This is a genomic window from Palleronia sp. THAF1, from assembly GCF_009363795.1.
GTDB lineage: Bacteria > Pseudomonadota > Alphaproteobacteria > Rhodobacterales > Rhodobacteraceae > Palleronia.
The window spans coordinates 1,523,941-1,539,239 of the sequence record NZ_CP045420.1 but is presented as its reverse complement, the minus strand read 5'-3'; the positions used below and the strand labels follow the sequence as shown (position 1 = coordinate 1,539,239).

The window sequence follows — 15,299 nt, the reverse complement described above, 5'->3', positions numbered from 1 at the left end:
CGGGGGCAGAGCCCCCGGCCTGTCATCACGCCGCGACGATCTCGTTCACGACGCCGTCACCGCGCAGAAGCTCTTTCACGCGCACGTCGGAAGTGGCGAAGGCCTTCTTTAACACATCGACCGCCAGCCAGGGGCGGGCATCTCCGCACATGAACACATCGAACGCGCCGTAACCGATTTCGGGCCACGTGTGGACGCTGATGTGACTTTCAGCCAGCACAGCCACGCCGCTGACGCCCTGGGGCGAGAACTTGTGTGTGTGGATATGCAGCAAGGTCGCGCCGCAGGTCTCGACGCAATCGCGGAACGCCTGTTGAATGCGCGCCTCGTCGTCCAGACCGTGGCCGTCGCAGACCTCGATGATAAGGTGACGGCCCGCGAAAACGCGGCCTTCGTCGTCACGAATGAAGTGGTCGTCACGCGCATCGTCAAAGATGTCGCGAGGTTGATCTTCCGCTTGGGCGCCTGTCTCCAGACCGATCCCCAGTTGGAAGAGGTTGGCTCCGTCCATGGAGTGCCCCTTTCAGCCAGTAGATGGATTTGGTGGGTCCTTAGCGCCCCCCCAGGTCGTATCGTATAGCGTCGCCTGAAGTTGGGATCGTCCCCGTCGTGTCGTGAAGGGGCACCTAATTGCAGGTGCCCCCCCGCGCAAGGAAAAAATCGGAAAAAAGTCAGGCGCGCCAGAACGGCATGCTGCACTCAAGGCGAACCATCTGCGCGTCCAACCCCATATCGTCCAGCAATTCTGGGGGGCTGGTGCGCAATTGGTCGCGCATCCGAACCCGCTCTTGCCACAGGATAAGGGTAGAGATCGGCCACGGCACGCCCTTTCGGCGCACGATTGTCGGGATGGTCCCGTTCGTGTTCGGGTGCGCCGGGAAGGTGAATGCGTCAGAGGCCATGGCTCCGCTCCGTTCGTTTTGTATTGATACAATATCGTGATACGATACAGTATTGATACGATACGCGTAGGCTCTGGTGAAAGTGTTCAATTGTGACCGATACAATATTTCCTGAAGGGCTGACCGGCACCGGTCCGAAATATATGCGGCTGTCCGAGCTGATCCGGGACCGGATCGCGTCGGGTGCCTTGTTGCCCGGCACGCGCTTGCCGCCGGTGCGGGAGCTTGCGTGGCAGCTTGGTATCACGCCCGGCACCGTTGCGCGGGCCTACACGACGCTGACCGATGCAGGCATACTGCGGGCCGAGGTCGGGCGCGGCACTTTCGTGGCCGATCCCAAAGTCACCGGCCTGCCGACATTCGGCCCGTCTCCTTGGGTGCCGGACGATACAGAGGCAGATGGTCGTATCAGCCTTGTGTCTCCGCGTCTTCCGGATCTGGGGCAGGTGGCCTATCTGCATGCCGCCTTCGGGCGGTTGGCGATGCGGCCCCCCGCGCATCTTTTGGACTACCCCACGTCCAAGGCCTTCGCGCCCGCGCGTCGTGCGGTGTTGCGTTGGTTGGGTGGGACGATCATGGGGACGCTGGACGAGCAGGACATCGTTCTGACCCACGGCGGGCAGTCCGGCATCTCGCTTGTGCTACAGGCTGTTTTGAAAGGCCGCGCGCCGCAGGTCGCGGTGGAAGAGCTGTCTTATCCCGGTTTCCGTCGTGCCGCGCAGCTGCTGCGGGCGGACGTGACGGGTGTGCCGATGGACGCGCAGGGGATCATCCCCGATGCGCTCGACCAGATCGCGCGGCGGCACGAGATCCAGGTGCTTTGCACCAGCCCCGAGATCCACAACCCCACGGGGATCGTCACCCCGACCGACCGACGGGAACAGATCGCCCGCGTCGCCGCCGCCCGCGGCATCCATGTGCTGGAGGATGACTGCTACCGCCTTGGCCAGCCCACCGGCCCGACCTACCGCGCGCTTTTGCCAGAGCTGGGGTGGCACGTGTCGTCCTTGTCGAAGGCACTGACACCCGCGTTGCGCATCGGCTTCGCGGTGGCGCCGCAAGCGCATCGCACCGCGTTGCGGCGCGCGGCGGAGTACGGGTTTTTCGGGCTGGCGCGTCCCTTGGCCGATGTGGCCGAGGATATCCTGAGCCGCGATGAGACCTACGCCCTGATGGACCGCTTGCGGTTGGCCGTGGGCGACTACGTTCGGGAAGCAGTGAACATCCTTGGCGGCTACGATCTGGCATGGCGGCCCGACGTTCCGTTCCTGTGGCTGACGCTGCCGCAGGGCTGGCGCGCGGCGGCTTTTGTGCGCGAGGCAGAAGCGGTCGGCGTGCAGATGCGCTCTGCCGAGGACTTCGTTCTGCGCGATGCGGCCGCCCCCCACGCGGTGCGCATGGCGATCAACGGACAGGTCCCGCTACCCGTCTTTGCGCAGGCCATGCAGCGGTTGCGTGTGCTATTGGACAACCCGACAGAGGTGATCGAGGTGTGATTTATGGGGTATCAAGATACCTTATTCGTAAGGTGCTGTTTTCGTGTGTTATTTGTGTGAGGTCGGGCATTGACTGCGCTGCCCCAATGGTTAGAACCCGTCCATCCGAATTGACCGGGGGCGCGTGGCGTTTCCCGTGAACGAACAGGAAGAGCCATGAAAACCTTTACCGCTACCCCGGCGGATATCGACAAGAAGTGGATCCTGATCGACGCCGAGGGCGTCGTTCTGGGTCGTCTTGCCTCGATCATCGCCATGCGCTTGCGCGGCAAGCACAAGCCCTCCTTCACGCCGTCCATGGACATGGGCGACAACGTGATCGTCATCAACGCCGACAAGGTGCAGCTGACGGGCAAGAAGCGCGACAAGCCGAACTACTGGCACACCGGTTATCCGGGCGGCATCAAGTCCCGCACCACCGGCGCCATCCTTGAGGGCAAGTACCCCGAGCGTGTGGTCATGCAGGCCGTCAAGCGCATGCTGCCCGGCGGTTCGCTGTCGCGTCAGCAGATGACCAATCTGCGCGTCTATGCGTCGGCCGAGCACCCGCATGAGGCGCAGTCGCCCGAAGTGCTGGACGTGAAGGCGATGAACAAGAAAAACACGCGGGAGTCCAAGTAATGGCCGAGCAAGTTACCTCTCTGGAAGAGCTGAACCAGGCCGTCTCGGGCACCTCTGCCGAGGTCGAGATGGAAGCCCCCCGTGAGCCGGTGCGCGACGAATTCGGTCGCGCCTACGCCACGGGCAAGCGCAAGGACGCCGTTGCGCGCGTTTGGATCAAGCCGGGTACCGGCAAGTTCCTGATCCGTAACAACAAGGGCGAGTTCATCGACTACACCAAGTATTTCGCGCGCCCGGTGCTGCAGATGATCCTGCGCCAGCCGTTCCAGATCGCCGATGTGGAAGGCCAGTTCGACGTGCAGGCCACCGTCAAGGGCGGCGGTCTGTCCGGTCAGGCCGGTGCTGTGAAGCACGGCATCTCCAAGGCTTTGCAGCTGTACGATCCGTCCCTGCGCGGTGCTCTGAAAGCCGCTGGCTTCCTGACCCGCGACAGCCGCGTGGTCGAGCGTAAGAAGTACGGTAAGGCCAAGGCTCGCCGTAGCTTCCAGTTCTCGAAGCGTTAAGGCGCGATCTTACGATCCCGAAAGGGCGGCCCGCAGGACTTGCGCGCCGCCCTTTTTTTCGCCTGCTGTGTTAAGAGCGTGACGCAACGCGATGTTTCGGCGGAGATCCAAGCGGGGAGGCGACATCCCTAAAAGGCGCTGACGGCGCAGGCTGGACGGTGGAACGTTCTTCGGTCGCGGTCGGTCGGTTCACCTACGGCCACGACCGGATGACCGTCCGCCAGTGGAAAGAAAGCGCCAATCTGCGGATCGGTGATTTCTGCTCGGTCGCCAAAGGTCTGACGGTGTTCCTTGGCGGCGGACATCGCACGGACTGGATCACGACCTTTCCGTTCGGCCACATTTTCGCAGAGGAACTGGGCGGAACCGGCATCGTCGGACACCCGACGACCCGCGGTGGCGTTACCATCGGCTCTGACGTCTGGATCGCGTCCAACGTGACAATCTTTTCTGGTGTCGCCACCGGCGATGGTGCGGTAATCGGCGGCAATGCAACGGTGACGCGCGATGTTGGCCCCTTCGAGGGTTGGGCTGGCAACCCTGCGCGCAAGATACGCGACCGGTTCTAGCCAGAGATCACGGCGCGTCTCTGTGCCATGGAATGGTGGACCCGCGACATCGAGACGATCCGCCTGATTGCACCGCTGCTGTCGGGCGAACCGACGCCAGAAACTCTGGACCGTATCCAAGATATTCTCGACGCCGCATAATGCTGTTCTCCTCGGCGGTTGTTGGCACAGGTGTTTCCTGGGTCATGGCCTCTCTCGCATCGGCAGTCCGGCAAGCACGGACAGCGCGGTTGTCGTCATGAAGGCGGCCACGATGGCGTAAGGCGGCCATGCGGCGGGGACTTCAACCGCGCCCGTGCGCCTTCCACTGCGTGCCGATCTTGCGAGTCACCGCGCCGCAAGAGGACCTCCAGCACTGGTCCCTTCTGCGGGCGAAGTGCTCTGCTATCTTGCAAAGGTGTTGCCTCTTCCTCTGCCCGTCGTCGCGGTCTAGCCTGCTGGTATGAGGTACCTTCTGATCTGCGCCCTTCTTCTGTCCTGCGGTGAGCGGGACACGCCGTCCCTGTCGACGACACAAGGGGCGACGCCTGAACTTCCGGCACCGCGCCAGACGCTTTTGCCCACGGTGAACATCGCCCCTGCGAAGGGCTGGCCGAAAGGGGCTGCACCGGTGGCGGCAGAGGGGCTGACGGTGCAGGCGTTCCACACCGGCCTCGACCATCCGCGTTGGATGCATGTTCTGCCCAACGGCGATGTGCTGGTGGCAGAGGCAAACAAGCAGGATAGCGGGCCGAAGGGGCTGCGCAGTTTCGTCGAAGGTCTGGTGATGGGGCGCGCGGGGGCGCGGGTGCCCTCTGCCGATCGCATCAGCCTGCTGCGCGACGCGGACGGGGATGGCGTGGCCGAAGGGCGGACGATCCTGCTGGACGACCTGACCAGCCCCTTCGGCATGGCCCTGATGGATGGTTATCTTTACGTGGCAAACACCGATGGGCTGGTGCGCGTGCCTTTTGCGGCGGGCCAGACGGAAGTGGGCACGCCAGAACATGTGGCCGATCTGCCAGCCGAGGGCACCAATCGGCACTGGACCAAGGGGCTGCTGGCGCATCAAGGCAAGCTGTACGTCTCGGTCGGTGCGGACAGCGACCACGGCGAGAACGGTTTGGCGGCGGAAGAGATGCGCGCAGCGGTGCTGCAGGTCGATCCGGCGACGGGTGCGGTGCGGGAATACGCGACGGGTATCCGCAACCCCGTGGGGATGGACGTGCATCCGGGCACGGGCATGATTTGGGCGGTCGTGAACGAGCGCGATGAGTTGGGCGATAATCTGGTGCCCGATTACCTGACCCGCGTGCGCGACGGGGATTGGTACGGTTGGCCCCATGTCTACTGGGGCGGTGCGCCCGATCCGCGCGTGGATCAAGGCACACGGCCAGAGGGCGAAGCGCTGAGACCGGACTACGCCTTGGGTGCGCATGTGGCACCGCTGGGGCTGACCTTTGCCGATGGCGCGCAGCTGGGCCATGGGCAGGGGGCTTACGTAGGCCTGCACGGATCATGGAACCGCGTCCCTGCATCTGGCTACGAGGTGGTCTTCGTGCCGTTCAGTGGCGCAATGCCGTCTGGCAAGCCGCAAACGGTGCTTTCGGGTTTTCTGGACGCGGAGGGCAACGCCTATGGGCGGCCCGTGGGCGTAGAGGTCGCACCGGACGGAGCGCTTTTGGTGGCGGATGACGTGGGCAACACGATCTGGCGGGTCAGCCGCTAGGGCCGACCCGCTACAGGATCAGATCACCATGACGTCTAGCGGCGGGAAGCCGTTGAAGCCGACCGATGCGTAGGTCGAGGTGTAGGCGCCGCAGTTGCGGATGACGATCCGGTCGCCCGCGCGCAAAGATAGCGGCAGTTGGACGGGACGCTTTTCATACAGCACGTCGACGCTGTCACACGAAGGACCAGCAAGGATGCAGGGGCCGGTCTCTTCGCCATCGCGCCAAGTTTGCAACTGGTAGCGGATCGCCTCTCCCTCGGTCTCGGCCAAGCCAGAGAAGCGGCCGATGTCGAGGTAGACCCAGCGGTGCAGGTCCGTTTCGGACTTGCGGGACACCAGAACGACCTCTGCCGCGATCATGCCTGCGTCGGCGACGAGGCTGCGGCCCGGTTCGGCCATCAAAGTCTCGACGTTGCCGAACAGATCGCGAACCTGCGCGCGTACGGCGGACGCATAGTCGGTGGGGGCGTCGATATCTTCGCCATGGAAGGCGGGGAAGCCGCCGCCGATGTTGAGCAGGCGCAGGTCATGTCCAGCCGCGCGGGCGTTGTGCCATACGGCGGCGACCTGACCCAGCGTGTGCGTCCATTGCGAGGCGAAACGGGTCTGCGAACCGACGTGGAACGACAGGCCAACCGGGTCCAGCCCCAGTTCGGAAGCGTAGGACAGCAGCGCTTCGGCCCGCTCTGGCGCGCAGCCGAACTTGCGGGTCAGCGGCCAGTCGGCACCGTTGGGCTCTGTGATGATGCGGATGTAGACGCGCGCGCCGGGGGCGTTGCGGGCGATCTTCTCCAGCTCTTCCTCGGCGTCGGCGGCGAACAGGGTGATGCCGACCCGGTGGGCGTAGGCGATGTCCCGTTCTTTCTTGATCGTGTTGCCGAAAGAGATGTGGTCGGGTCGCGCGCCCATCGACAGGCACAGTTCGATCTCACCGCGCGATGCGGCGTCGAAGCCTGCGCCTTCTTCGACCAGAGTCTCGATGATCTGGGGGGCCGGGTTGGCCTTCACGGCGTAGTGGATCACGGCGTCGCCCAGACCGGCATCCAGCGCGCGGAAGTTCGCGGCCACGATGGACGTGTCCAGCACCAGCGTCGGCTGTTCGAAGTGATGCGTCGCCACGACCTCTTCCAGAGAGGGGGCAGAGATACGGCCGACGGCGTCGGTTGATTGGAAATTCATTGTCATCTCCGATGGGACCGGGGGCCCGAAGACCACCCAAAGTTCTACTGGAGACGTTACCGTCGCTACATGAGGCGGATCGGGTCCGACAGAACCAGAGGCGCGTGCGTTGGCGTCTTGGGCGGCGATATGGGGCCGGATCGGGATTTACGCAAGTGTTTTCCTTCACGCAGTGCCCGAAAAATCAGCGCGGGGCGCGCATCCGCTGGTCCACCGTCAGCCATTCGGGCCAGCCGTAAGCCAGATCATACAGGTAAAGCGCGATGCAGACGGCGATGATCGCAAGCACGAACTTCACCATCCCGGCAGAGGGCGGGTTTTGCGCCCAGCGTTTCGCACGCAGCAGCCAGCGGAAGGTCATTCTTGGGCGGTCTCCGGGATCGCGCGCAGGTAGGCGACGATCGCGTCGATATCCTTGTCCGGCAGCGTGGACAAGTTGCGCACCACCGCGGCCATGTGTCCGCCCGCGCTGTCGTAGTCGGGCGTCAGGCCCGTCTTGAGGTAGGCGGCGACGTCCTTGTCGGACCAATCGAGCTGATTCGGCGCGATGCCGGGAATGTCGCCGCGCCCGTTGGGATTGGGGCCGCCTTGCAGCCAACGCTCGCGGTCCATGCCGCCAAGCGCGGTGCGGGGTGTATGGCACTGGCCGCAATGAAACAGGGCCTCTGCCAGATAGCGGCCCCGCTCGATTTCGGGTGTCGCGGGCGCGTCCAGCACCCAGCCGCGATCCGCGTAAAGAAACTTCCATGCGCCCAAGGTGCGGCGGATGTTGAACGGGAACGACAACTCGTGCGGCTGGCTGGGTTGGTCCGAGACCGGGAGCGTCGCCAGATGGGCCGCTATGTCGGCCACGTCCTGTGGGTCGGCGTTCTCATAGCTGGTGTAGGGCAGGGCGGGATACAGGTGGTATCCGCCAGGACCGACGCCGCGCATCAGGGCCGAGACCAGCTGGGCTTCTGTCCAGTCGCCCGTACCCTCGGAGCCGGGAGAGATGTTCGGCGCGTAGAAGGTGCCGAAAGCTGTCTGGAACGCCTGCCCGCCCGACAGGAGGCCAGAGTCGCTGTCCGGGCCTATGTGGCAGGATGCGCAGCCCGCTTGCACGAACAGCGCCTCGCCGCGCGTCGCATCGCCCGTGATGCCATCCAGATCGGCGGCGGTCAGCGGATCGGGTGCGGTGATCCACCATCCGACTGCGGCCCCCGCCGCTGCGATGGCGGCGAAAGTCAGAAGCGGGAAGCGCATCAGTCGTTGGACATCCGATAATCTTCGTGACAGCCGCCACAAGACTGGCCGATCGCCTGCATCTGCGGGCCCAACGCCTCTTGCCCGTCGCTGGCGACGGCGGCCATGGACACGGCGGCTTCGTTCAGTTCGTCGAAACCAGAGAGGTAGTCGTCCATGTTCTCCCAGATCGCGGGCAGGGCGCGGCTGTCGTCCAGATCCTCTGACGATGTGCCTTCGACCCAGTAGCCGGTCTGCGGGATTGCGGACAAAGCGACCAGACGGTCTGCGGCGGCTTGCGCCAGTTCCGCGTCATACTCCGCCTCGCCCTTGGCCATGTCGCCCAGCGTGCCGAGTGAATACGAATAGTTCTGCATGATGCCGTGCCGCGCCTTGACGGATGCGGGTGTCTGGCTGTGGCTGGCGGCCTGCGCCAGACCGACGCCGATGCCGAGAACGGCGATGGTGAGAATTGCGGATTTCATGGGCTCTCTCCCTGTTGTGCTGGAAAGTAGCAGACCACCGCCGGACGCAATCGCATAATCACGCCCGCGTTACTTGTGCGAAACCTTTCCGATGAAGGGCAGGTTGCGATTGCGCTGCGCGTAGTCGATTCCGTAGCCGACGACGAATTCATCCGGGATGTCGAAGCCGATCCACGTGGCGCGAATATCGACCTCGCGCCGGGACGGTTTGTCCAGAAGCGCGATGGTTTCCAGCCGTGCGGGGCCGCGGCGGCGCAGCATGCCCAGAACGTGGTTCAGCGTGTGACCGGTATCGACGATGTCTTCCACCACCAGCACGTCGCGGCCTTCGATGGCGCCGGACAAGTCTTTCAGAACGCGCACTTCGCGACTGCTTTCCATCGCGTTGCCGTAGGAAGAGGCTTCGAGAAAATCGACCTCTACCGGCAGCTTCAACTCGCGCACCAGATCGGCGATGAACACGAACGATCCGCGCAACAGGCCCACGACGACCAGTTTCTCGGTGCTGGCGAAATGCGTCTCTATCTCGCGCGCGAGAGCCTCGATCCGGGCCGCAATGGATTTGGCCGAGATCATCTCGGACACCGTGTAATCGTCTTGCGTCATGCCGCCACCCTTGATTTCGCGCGCGTGCTGGCCGACATCGCTTGGAACGCGATGACACCGGACCGATATGCCCAAGCACTCTGAGACCCGCAAGCTGCCCTATACCGCCGACCAGATGTACGCGCTTGTCGCGGACGTGGAAAGCTATCCGGGGTTCATTCCATGGATCGGTGCCGCGCGCATCACCTCACGCCGCGACGAGGGTGAGACAGAGGTGCTGGAAGCCGATCTGGTGATCTCGTTCAAGGTCTTCCGTGAGCGATTCCGCAGTCGCGTTGTGCTGGACCCGGCGAAAAAGCAGATCGACACGTCTTATCTGGACGGCCCATTCCACCACATGGAATCCATATGGCAGTTCCGCGACGCCGATGGCGGTTGTGAGGTACAGTTCGACGTGGACTTCGCCTTCAAGAGCCGCATCCTTGGCTCGGCGGCGTCGATGTTCTTCAACGATGCCATGCAACGGATCGTTCGCGCGTTCGAGCGTGAGGCCGCGAAGCGTTACGGCTGAAGACAAGGCTATGACTGGGGTTGAGGTAGTGAGTGATCGTGTAACGGGCCCGATCGTCGTCATGGGCGTGTCGGGCTGCGGCAAGACCACCATCGGAGAGATGTTGGCCGAGCGAACGGGCCTGACGTATATCGACGGCGACGCGCTGCATCCGCAAGACAATATCGACAAAATGGCCGAAGGCGTGCCGCTGGTGGACAGCGACCGCTGGCCGTGGCTGGAGCGTGTCGGGCAAGAACTGGACGCCGACACGATCATCGGATGCTCTGCGCTGAAACGGATTTATCGCGAGTTGATCCGGCGCAAAGCGGGCGACGTGGTGTTCGTCTATCTGCGAGGGGCGCGTGAGACGTTGATCGACCGTATGGAACATCGCGACCGCCACTTCATGCCGGTGGACCTGCTCGACAGTCAACTGGCGACGCTGGAAGAGCCCGGCGCCGACGAACGGGCCGTGACGGTGGATATCGAACTGTCGCCCGATCAGATCATCGACCGTGTGGTCGCTGCGCTGACCTAAATAGCCAACGCGTAGACCCCGCAGGCGATGGCAAAGGCCACCAGTGCGACCAGGGTTTCCAGCACCGTCCATGTCTTGAGCGTGGTCTTCACGTCCAGCTCGAAGAAGCGGCTGACCAGCCAGAATCCCGAATCGTTCACATGGCTGTAGCCGACCGATCCGGCGGCGAGGGCCGCGACCACGGCGGCGCGGGCGATGCCCTCGACACCGGCCTCTGTCAGAGCGGGTTCGATCAAACCGGCAGAGGTAATAAGCGCTACGGTCGCAGACCCCTGAGCGATCCGCAGGACAGAGGCCAGCAGGAAGCCGGACACGATGACGGGCAGGCCGATGCCCTCGAACACGCCGGAAATCGCGCTGCCGATGCCAGACGCTGCCAGCGCGCCGCCGAACATACCGCCCGCACCGGTGATCAGAATGATCGCGCAGATGGGTCCAAGCGCGCCGTTCAGCAGCGGCTCGATCCGCGCTAGCGGGATGCCGCGGCGCACGCCCAGCACATAGATCGCGACGAGCACGGCAATCAGCAGGGCAACTGGCGTGGCGCCGATGGTCCGGGCCAGCGTGTACCAACCGGCCTTTCCGTCCACGAACCCGGCAGCACGTAGGGTGTCGAGGCCGGTGTTCACGAAGATGATCGCGATGGGCAGGATAAGCAACCACAGAACTGTGCCAGCCGATGGGGGATCGATGTTCAGGTCGTCCTCGTCCGGGTCTTTGCGGCCCAGAAAGTCGGGAATGTCGCGGATCACGCGGCGCCCCATTGCGGTGCCCGCGCCCCAGCCGACCACGGCCCAGGTGGGCAGCGCCACGGCAAGGCCCACCAGCGTGACAATGCCGATCTCTGCGCCGACCAGTTCCGCCGCGGCCACGGGGCCGGGATGGGGCGCGACGAAGGCATGCATGACCGAGAACGCGATGGTGACGGGAAGAGCGTAAACCAGCAGTCCGCCGCCGACGCGTCGCGCCACGCTAAAGATGATGGGCAGCATCACCACGAGGCCCGCATCGAAGAAAATCGGAAAGCCGAAGGCCAGCGATGCAAGGCCCAGCGCCAGCGGCGCACGGTCTTCTCCGAACCGGGCGATCAGGGCGTCCGATAGCGCTTGCGCACCTCCTGAGCGTTCCAGCAACCGGCCCAGCATGGCCCCAAGGCCCACCAGAAGGGCTACCGATCCAAGCGTGTCGGAGAAGGCGGAGGTGAGCACGTCAAGGATCTCATCCACAGGCACCCGAGCGGCAAAGGCAGTCAGGAAGCTGACAACGATCAGCGCAAGGAACGCGTGCAGGTGAAAGCGGATGATCAGGATCAGCAGAAGGGCGATGGACCCCACGGCGATCAGTAGAAGCGGGGTGGTGCCCAACGCGGCTTCGGTCTGCGGGTCCATGGAACGGTATCCTTACTGATTACGCAAGAACACGTAGTCGAAAGCCGTGGCCCGGAAAGGCCGGAGTAGAGGGCGGCGCGGCCGCCCTCCGATCCATCAGGAGGTGATGTCGTAGGCGCGTTCGCCATGCAGCGTCAGGTCGAGACCGCTTGTCTCGGCCTCTTCGTGCACCCGCATTCCGACGATGGCTTTGCAGACCAGCGCGATGGCGACGGTCATCACGACGGTAAAGACACCGACGACGGCAAGCCCGCCCAATTGCGCAACCCACGTGCCCTGACCGAATACCGCGATCATGATCGTGCCGAAGATGCCGCCGACGCCGTGGACCGCGAAGACGTCCAGCGTGTCGTCGATGCCGAAGCGATTGCGGATCAGGTTCACGGCTTCCTGACACAGCACACCGGCGACTGCACCGATGATCAGAGCCTCGATCGGGCCGACGAAGCCCGACGCTGGCGTGATCGAGGCTAGGCCCGCGATGGTGCCGGTGACGATACCCACAAGGCTGGATTTGCCGTATTTGATCCGTTCCCACAGCGCCCATGTCAGCGATGCGGTGGCGGCAGAGATATGCGTGACCGTCAGCGCCATCGCGGCCCCGCCATCGGCGGCCAGCTGAGAGCCGCCATTGAAGCCGAACCAGCCGACCCACAGCATCGCGGCACCGATGAACACCAGGCCGGGGTTGTGCGGCGGCTTCGAGCGGTCCTTGCGGGCGCCCAGCATGACGGCGATGACCAAAGCGGCCAGACCGGCGGTTTCATGGACCACGATGCCACCCGCGAAGTCGCGCACGCCGATCTCTCCGAAGATGCCGCCGTCGGCCATCATGCCGCCACCCCAGATCCAGTGAACCACGGGCGCGTAGACCAGCAGCATCCAGATGCCAGAGAACAGCAGCACGAAACCAAAGCTGATGCGTTCGACGAAGCAGCCGACGATCAGGGCGGGCGTGATGATGGCGAAGGTCATCTGGAACGCGAAGAACAGGACTTCGGGGATGGTGCCCGCCAACGTATCTGCGTCGATGCCGATCAGGAACATCTTGCCGAGGCCGCCCCACAGTGCGCCGCCGTCACCGAAGGCGATGGAGTAGCCGAAGGCCAGCCACAGAACGCTCATCAGGCAGGCGATGGCGTAGCATTGCATGAAGACGCTCAGCACGTTGCGGGCGCGTACGAGGCCCCCGTAGAACAGTGCAAGCCCCGGCAATGTCATGAATAGAACCAGCGCCGTTGCGACGATGATCCAGGCGGTGTCGGCTCCGACCATGGGGTGTCCCTCTCTCCCTTGGAATTTGTGGATGGGGATAGAACGGGCGGGTGCCTGATTTGGAAGCGCCGGACTGCTGCAATTTTCGGCAATGCGATAACTGCCCGATATTTGGGCGCGTATAGCTGTGCTTGCCGCCGATCAGGGCAGCGCGCGAACCTCTGCCAGCAGCAATTCCAGCGCGTGATCCCGTGTCGCCGCGCGCACCTGGTCGCGGCCCAATGCGCCGAACTCGACCGTTTCGGTCCGCGTGCCGCGCGGCCCGGACAGGCCGAAGCAAACGCGGCCCTCCGGTTTCGTTTCCGATCCACCGGGCCCGGCGATGCCCGTGACCGACACCGCAATTGTCGCGCGCGCGCGGGTCCGTGCGCCGCGCGCCATCTCGCGCGCGACCTCTTCCGAGACGGCGCCGAACATCTCCAGCGTCTCGGACCAGACGCCGAGCAGCTTCTGTTTCGCACCGTTGGAATAAGTAACGAAGCCGTAGTCGAACACGTCCGATGCGCCTGCAGGATCCGTGATCGCGGCAGAGATCAGGCCGCCCGTACAGCTTTCCGCCGTCGCGATCCGAACGCCCTTTCTGCGTGCCTCATCAAGAAGTTGCGCGGCGAGGCTCACACCAAAAGTCCGTGCGCGATCGCCGCCAGGATCACCACGCAGATCGCGGCGAAGACGCCGGCGATCACGTCATCCAGCATCACGCCCATGGGGCCGCCCTTGCGATCCGCCCAGCCGATGGGGCCGGGCTTCCAGATGTCGAACAGGCGAAACAGCAGGAAGGCCGCGATCCAGCCGGGCCAGAGGGCGGTAATGGGCATGTTCACATGCGCAGCGCCCAGCGACAGCGGCAACAGGGCAATCCACTGGCCCGCCACCTCGTCGATGACGATCCAGCCGGGGTCTTTCACGTCGCCCGATGCGGTCTGCACGCCGGTGGCCCACAGCCCTGCGGCGAAGACGACAGCGATGCCGATGATGCACAGGATCGGCCCGCCCAACACGTGCAGGATGTAGAACGCGGGCAAGGCGGCGAGCGAACCCCATGTGCCCGGTGCAGGCTTCAGCAGGCCCGAGTAGAAGAAGGTGGCGATGATCCGGCTCATGCGGAAACCAGCGTTACGGTGGCCATTGCGGCGATCCCTTCCTTGCGGCCCGGAAATCCCAGACCTTCGCTTGTGGTGGCCTTGACGGACACGCGGTCGGCGTCGATCCCGATGATCTGTGCCAGCGTTTGCGCCATCGCGATAGCGTGCGGTCCGATCTTGGGCGCTTCGCAAATCAGCGTCAGGTCCACGTTCGACACTACAAACCCGCGGCTTACCGCCAGTTCCGCCGCGTGGCGCAAGAAGATGTCGGACGCGGCGCCTTTCCACTGCGGATCGAAGGGCGGGAAATGGCGGCCGATGTCGCCCTCGGCCAGCGCACCGTAGATGGCGTCAGTGACGGTGTGCATGCCCACGTCGGCATCGGAATGGCCCAGCAGGGCATGGGTATGGGGGATGCTGACGCCGCACAGGATCACGGCGTCGCCTTCGGTGAAGGCGTGCACGTCGAAGCCGTTGCCGCAGCGGATATCCATGGCGTCCCCCAAGTAGCTTTCCGCGCGCGCAAAATCCGTCGCGGCGGTGATCTTCAGGTTCCTCTCTTCGCCCTCGACGATGGAAACGTCCAGCCCGGCGGCGCGGGCGACGGCCACATCATCGGCGGCATCGGCGGGCGCGGTCCGATGGGCGGCAAGGATCGGGGCGAAGTGGAAGCCCTGCGGGGTCTGCGCGCGCCACAGGCCTTCGCGATCCTGCGTCCCGGTGACGCGGCCAGCGTCGCCCGTCCACAGCGCATCCGTCACGGCGAGCGCGGGGGCCGCGCCGGGTGCGGTATCCAGCGCGTCGATCACCCGGTCGATGAGCATGGCAGAGACCAGTGGGCGCGCGACGTCGTGGATCAGCACGCGATCCGGTGTGTCTTCCGCCAGCGCCGCCAGCCCCGCGCCGACGGATTGCGCGCGTGTGGCCCCGCCGGCGACGACAGCCATGTCGGCATGTCCCAACCAGCCCGCGGCCAGCCCCATGTCATCTGGGTGCAGCACCAGAACGACACGCCCGACGCGTGGATGATTGCGAAACGCCGCGATACTGCGCGCCGCGACGGTCAGCCCGCCAAGGTCGCGCCATTGCTTCGGCACGCCGCCGCCCGCGCGTGTTCCGCGCCCTGCCGCGACGATCACCGCTGCAACCTTCAGATCCGCCATGTTGGCCCCTTCGCCCCGCTCTCCCAAGTCCATCTGCCTGAGATTTGTGCAGCCTTTGTTTTCC

General features: G+C 64.5%; 19 protein-coding genes. 7 read left to right on the top strand and 12 right to left on the bottom strand.

Annotation, left to right across the window (positions count from 1 at the left end):
* Positions 1-25 precede the first annotated feature (25 nt).
* Positions 26-511: an adenosylmethionine decarboxylase gene (speD, locus tag FIU81_RS07730; protein ID WP_124113034.1), complete on the bottom strand. Its 486-nt coding sequence runs from the start codon at positions 509-511 to the stop codon at positions 26-28.
* A 160-nt stretch (positions 512-671) separates the two neighbouring features.
* On the bottom strand, positions 672-902 hold the full coding sequence (locus FIU81_RS07725) for a DUF1127 domain-containing protein (protein ID WP_124113032.1): 231 nt from the start codon (positions 900-902) through the stop codon (positions 672-674).
* Between the two features lie 143 nt (positions 903-1,045).
* On the opposite strand from FIU81_RS07725, the gene FIU81_RS07720 reads away from it, so the two are divergent.
* The 5 genes from FIU81_RS07720 (at position 1,046) to FIU81_RS07700 (ending at position 5,799) form a co-directional block, all read left to right on the top strand.
* Complete coding sequence (locus tag FIU81_RS07720) at positions 1,046-2,398, top strand: PLP-dependent aminotransferase family protein (protein WP_124113137.1); 1,353 nt, start codon at positions 1,046-1,048, stop codon at positions 2,396-2,398.
* Between the two features lie 156 nt (positions 2,399-2,554).
* Complete coding sequence (gene rplM, locus FIU81_RS07715) at positions 2,555-3,019, top strand: 50S ribosomal protein L13 (protein ID WP_124113029.1); 465 nt, start codon at positions 2,555-2,557, stop codon at positions 3,017-3,019.
* Complete coding sequence (rpsI, locus tag FIU81_RS07710) at positions 3,019-3,522, top strand: 30S ribosomal protein S9 (RefSeq protein ID WP_124113027.1); 504 nt, start codon at positions 3,019-3,021, stop codon at positions 3,520-3,522. The genes rplM and rpsI overlap by 1 nt, the downstream gene beginning before the upstream one ends.
* 158 nt (positions 3,523-3,680) lie before the next feature.
* The gene (locus FIU81_RS07705) at positions 3,681-4,091 is read left to right on the top strand and encodes a CatB-related O-acetyltransferase (RefSeq protein WP_124113025.1); all 411 of its coding nucleotides are present in this window, start codon (positions 3,681-3,683) and stop codon (positions 4,089-4,091) included.
* A 442-nt stretch (positions 4,092-4,533) separates the two neighbouring features.
* Positions 4,534-5,799, top strand: coding sequence for a PQQ-dependent sugar dehydrogenase (locus FIU81_RS07700; protein ID WP_124113023.1), 1,266 nt, complete (start codon positions 4,534-4,536; stop codon positions 5,797-5,799).
* 18 nt (positions 5,800-5,817) lie between these two features.
* Here the strand turns inward: FIU81_RS07700 and FIU81_RS07695 are convergent, their stop codons facing one another.
* From FIU81_RS07695 to hpt, 5 genes are all read right to left on the bottom strand, one after another.
* The gene (locus FIU81_RS07695) at positions 5,818-6,987 is read right to left on the bottom strand and encodes a type III PLP-dependent enzyme (RefSeq protein ID WP_124113021.1); all 1,170 of its coding nucleotides are present in this window, start codon (positions 6,985-6,987) and stop codon (positions 5,818-5,820) included.
* A 178-nt stretch (positions 6,988-7,165) separates the two neighbouring features.
* Complete coding sequence (locus FIU81_RS16690) at positions 7,166-7,342, bottom strand: hypothetical protein (protein WP_172971427.1); 177 nt, start codon at positions 7,340-7,342, stop codon at positions 7,166-7,168.
* Positions 7,339-8,223 (bottom strand): cytochrome c, encoded by an 885-nt coding sequence (locus tag FIU81_RS07690; protein WP_124113019.1) that lies wholly within the window; start codon positions 8,221-8,223, stop codon positions 7,339-7,341. The genes FIU81_RS16690 and FIU81_RS07690 overlap by 4 nt, the downstream gene beginning before the upstream one ends.
* On the bottom strand, positions 8,223-8,687 hold the full coding sequence (locus FIU81_RS07685; RefSeq protein WP_124113016.1) for a c-type cytochrome: 465 nt from the start codon (positions 8,685-8,687) through the stop codon (positions 8,223-8,225). The genes FIU81_RS07690 and FIU81_RS07685 overlap by 1 nt, the downstream gene beginning before the upstream one ends.
* 69 nt (positions 8,688-8,756) lie before the next feature.
* Complete coding sequence (gene hpt, locus FIU81_RS07680; RefSeq protein WP_124113014.1) at positions 8,757-9,293, bottom strand: hypoxanthine phosphoribosyltransferase; 537 nt, start codon at positions 9,291-9,293, stop codon at positions 8,757-8,759.
* Between the two features lie 67 nt (positions 9,294-9,360).
* Between hpt and FIU81_RS07675 the strand changes: the two genes are divergently transcribed.
* Both FIU81_RS07675 and FIU81_RS07670 read left to right on the top strand, forming a co-directional pair.
* Positions 9,361-9,804 (top strand): type II toxin-antitoxin system RatA family toxin, encoded by a 444-nt coding sequence (locus FIU81_RS07675; RefSeq protein WP_124113012.1) that lies wholly within the window; start codon positions 9,361-9,363, stop codon positions 9,802-9,804.
* 28 nt (positions 9,805-9,832) lie between these two features.
* Positions 9,833-10,324, top strand: coding sequence for a gluconokinase (locus FIU81_RS07670; protein ID WP_254696027.1), 492 nt, complete (start codon positions 9,833-9,835; stop codon positions 10,322-10,324).
* Here the strand turns inward: FIU81_RS07670 and FIU81_RS07665 are convergent.
* The 5 genes from FIU81_RS07665 to FIU81_RS07645 all read right to left on the bottom strand — a co-directional run bounded on the left by FIU81_RS07665 (position 10,321) and on the right by FIU81_RS07645 (position 15,226).
* Positions 10,321-11,712, bottom strand: coding sequence for a GntP family permease (locus tag FIU81_RS07665; RefSeq protein WP_124113010.1), 1,392 nt, complete (start codon positions 11,710-11,712; stop codon positions 10,321-10,323). The two genes, FIU81_RS07670 and FIU81_RS07665, sit on opposite strands and share 4 nt — an antisense overlap.
* A 96-nt stretch (positions 11,713-11,808) precedes the next feature.
* Entirely contained in the window at positions 11,809-12,987 is a 1,179-nt protein-coding gene (locus FIU81_RS07660) for an ammonium transporter (protein ID WP_124113008.1), read from the bottom strand.
* Positions 12,988-13,128: 141 nt separating this feature from the next.
* Positions 13,129-13,605, bottom strand: a complete 477-nt coding sequence (locus FIU81_RS07655; RefSeq protein WP_124113006.1) for a CinA family protein — start codon at positions 13,603-13,605, stop codon at positions 13,129-13,131.
* Positions 13,602-14,090 (bottom strand): phosphatidylglycerophosphatase A, encoded by a 489-nt coding sequence (locus FIU81_RS07650; RefSeq protein ID WP_124113004.1) that lies wholly within the window; start codon positions 14,088-14,090, stop codon positions 13,602-13,604. The genes FIU81_RS07655 and FIU81_RS07650 overlap by 4 nt, the downstream gene beginning before the upstream one ends.
* On the bottom strand, positions 14,087-15,226 hold the full coding sequence (locus tag FIU81_RS07645) for a bifunctional 2-C-methyl-D-erythritol 4-phosphate cytidylyltransferase/2-C-methyl-D-erythritol 2,4-cyclodiphosphate synthase (protein ID WP_124113133.1): 1,140 nt from the start codon (positions 15,224-15,226) through the stop codon (positions 14,087-14,089). The genes FIU81_RS07650 and FIU81_RS07645 overlap by 4 nt, the downstream gene beginning before the upstream one ends.
* Positions 15,227-15,299: the final 73 nt, after the last annotated feature.

Excerpts from the sequence above, each read along its gene's own strand:
- speD (WP_124113034.1), bottom strand. The coding sequence starts at position 511 with ATGGACGGAGCCAACCTCTTCCAACTGGGGATCGGTCTGGAGACAGGC.
- FIU81_RS07725 (WP_124113032.1), bottom strand. The coding sequence starts at position 902 with ATGGCCTCTGACGCATTCACCTTCCCGGCGCACCCGAACACGAACGGG.
- FIU81_RS07720 (WP_124113137.1), top strand. The coding sequence starts at position 1,046 with ATGCGGCTGTCCGAGCTGATCCGGGACCGGATCGCGTCGGGTGCCTTG.
- rplM (WP_124113029.1), top strand. The coding sequence starts at position 2,555 with ATGAAAACCTTTACCGCTACCCCGGCGGATATCGACAAGAAGTGGATC.
- rpsI (WP_124113027.1), top strand. The coding sequence starts at position 3,019 with ATGGCCGAGCAAGTTACCTCTCTGGAAGAGCTGAACCAGGCCGTCTCG.
- FIU81_RS07700 (WP_124113023.1), top strand. The coding sequence starts at position 4,534 with ATGAGGTACCTTCTGATCTGCGCCCTTCTTCTGTCCTGCGGTGAGCGG.
- FIU81_RS07695 (WP_124113021.1), bottom strand. The coding sequence starts at position 6,987 with ATGACAATGAATTTCCAATCAACCGACGCCGTCGGCCGTATCTCTGCC.
- FIU81_RS16690 (WP_172971427.1), bottom strand. The coding sequence starts at position 7,342 with ATGACCTTCCGCTGGCTGCTGCGTGCGAAACGCTGGGCGCAAAACCCG.
- FIU81_RS07690 (WP_124113019.1), bottom strand. The coding sequence starts at position 8,223 with ATGCGCTTCCCGCTTCTGACTTTCGCCGCCATCGCAGCGGCGGGGGCC.
- FIU81_RS07685 (WP_124113016.1), bottom strand. The coding sequence starts at position 8,687 with ATGAAATCCGCAATTCTCACCATCGCCGTTCTCGGCATCGGCGTCGGT.
- hpt (WP_124113014.1), bottom strand. The coding sequence starts at position 9,293 with ATGACGCAAGACGATTACACGGTGTCCGAGATGATCTCGGCCAAATCC.
- FIU81_RS07675 (WP_124113012.1), top strand. The coding sequence starts at position 9,361 with ATGCCCAAGCACTCTGAGACCCGCAAGCTGCCCTATACCGCCGACCAG.
- FIU81_RS07665 (WP_124113010.1), bottom strand. The coding sequence starts at position 11,712 with ATGGACCCGCAGACCGAAGCCGCGTTGGGCACCACCCCGCTTCTACTG.
- FIU81_RS07660 (WP_124113008.1), bottom strand. The coding sequence starts at position 12,987 with ATGGTCGGAGCCGACACCGCCTGGATCATCGTCGCAACGGCGCTGGTT.
- FIU81_RS07650 (WP_124113004.1), bottom strand. The coding sequence starts at position 14,090 with ATGAGCCGGATCATCGCCACCTTCTTCTACTCGGGCCTGCTGAAGCCT.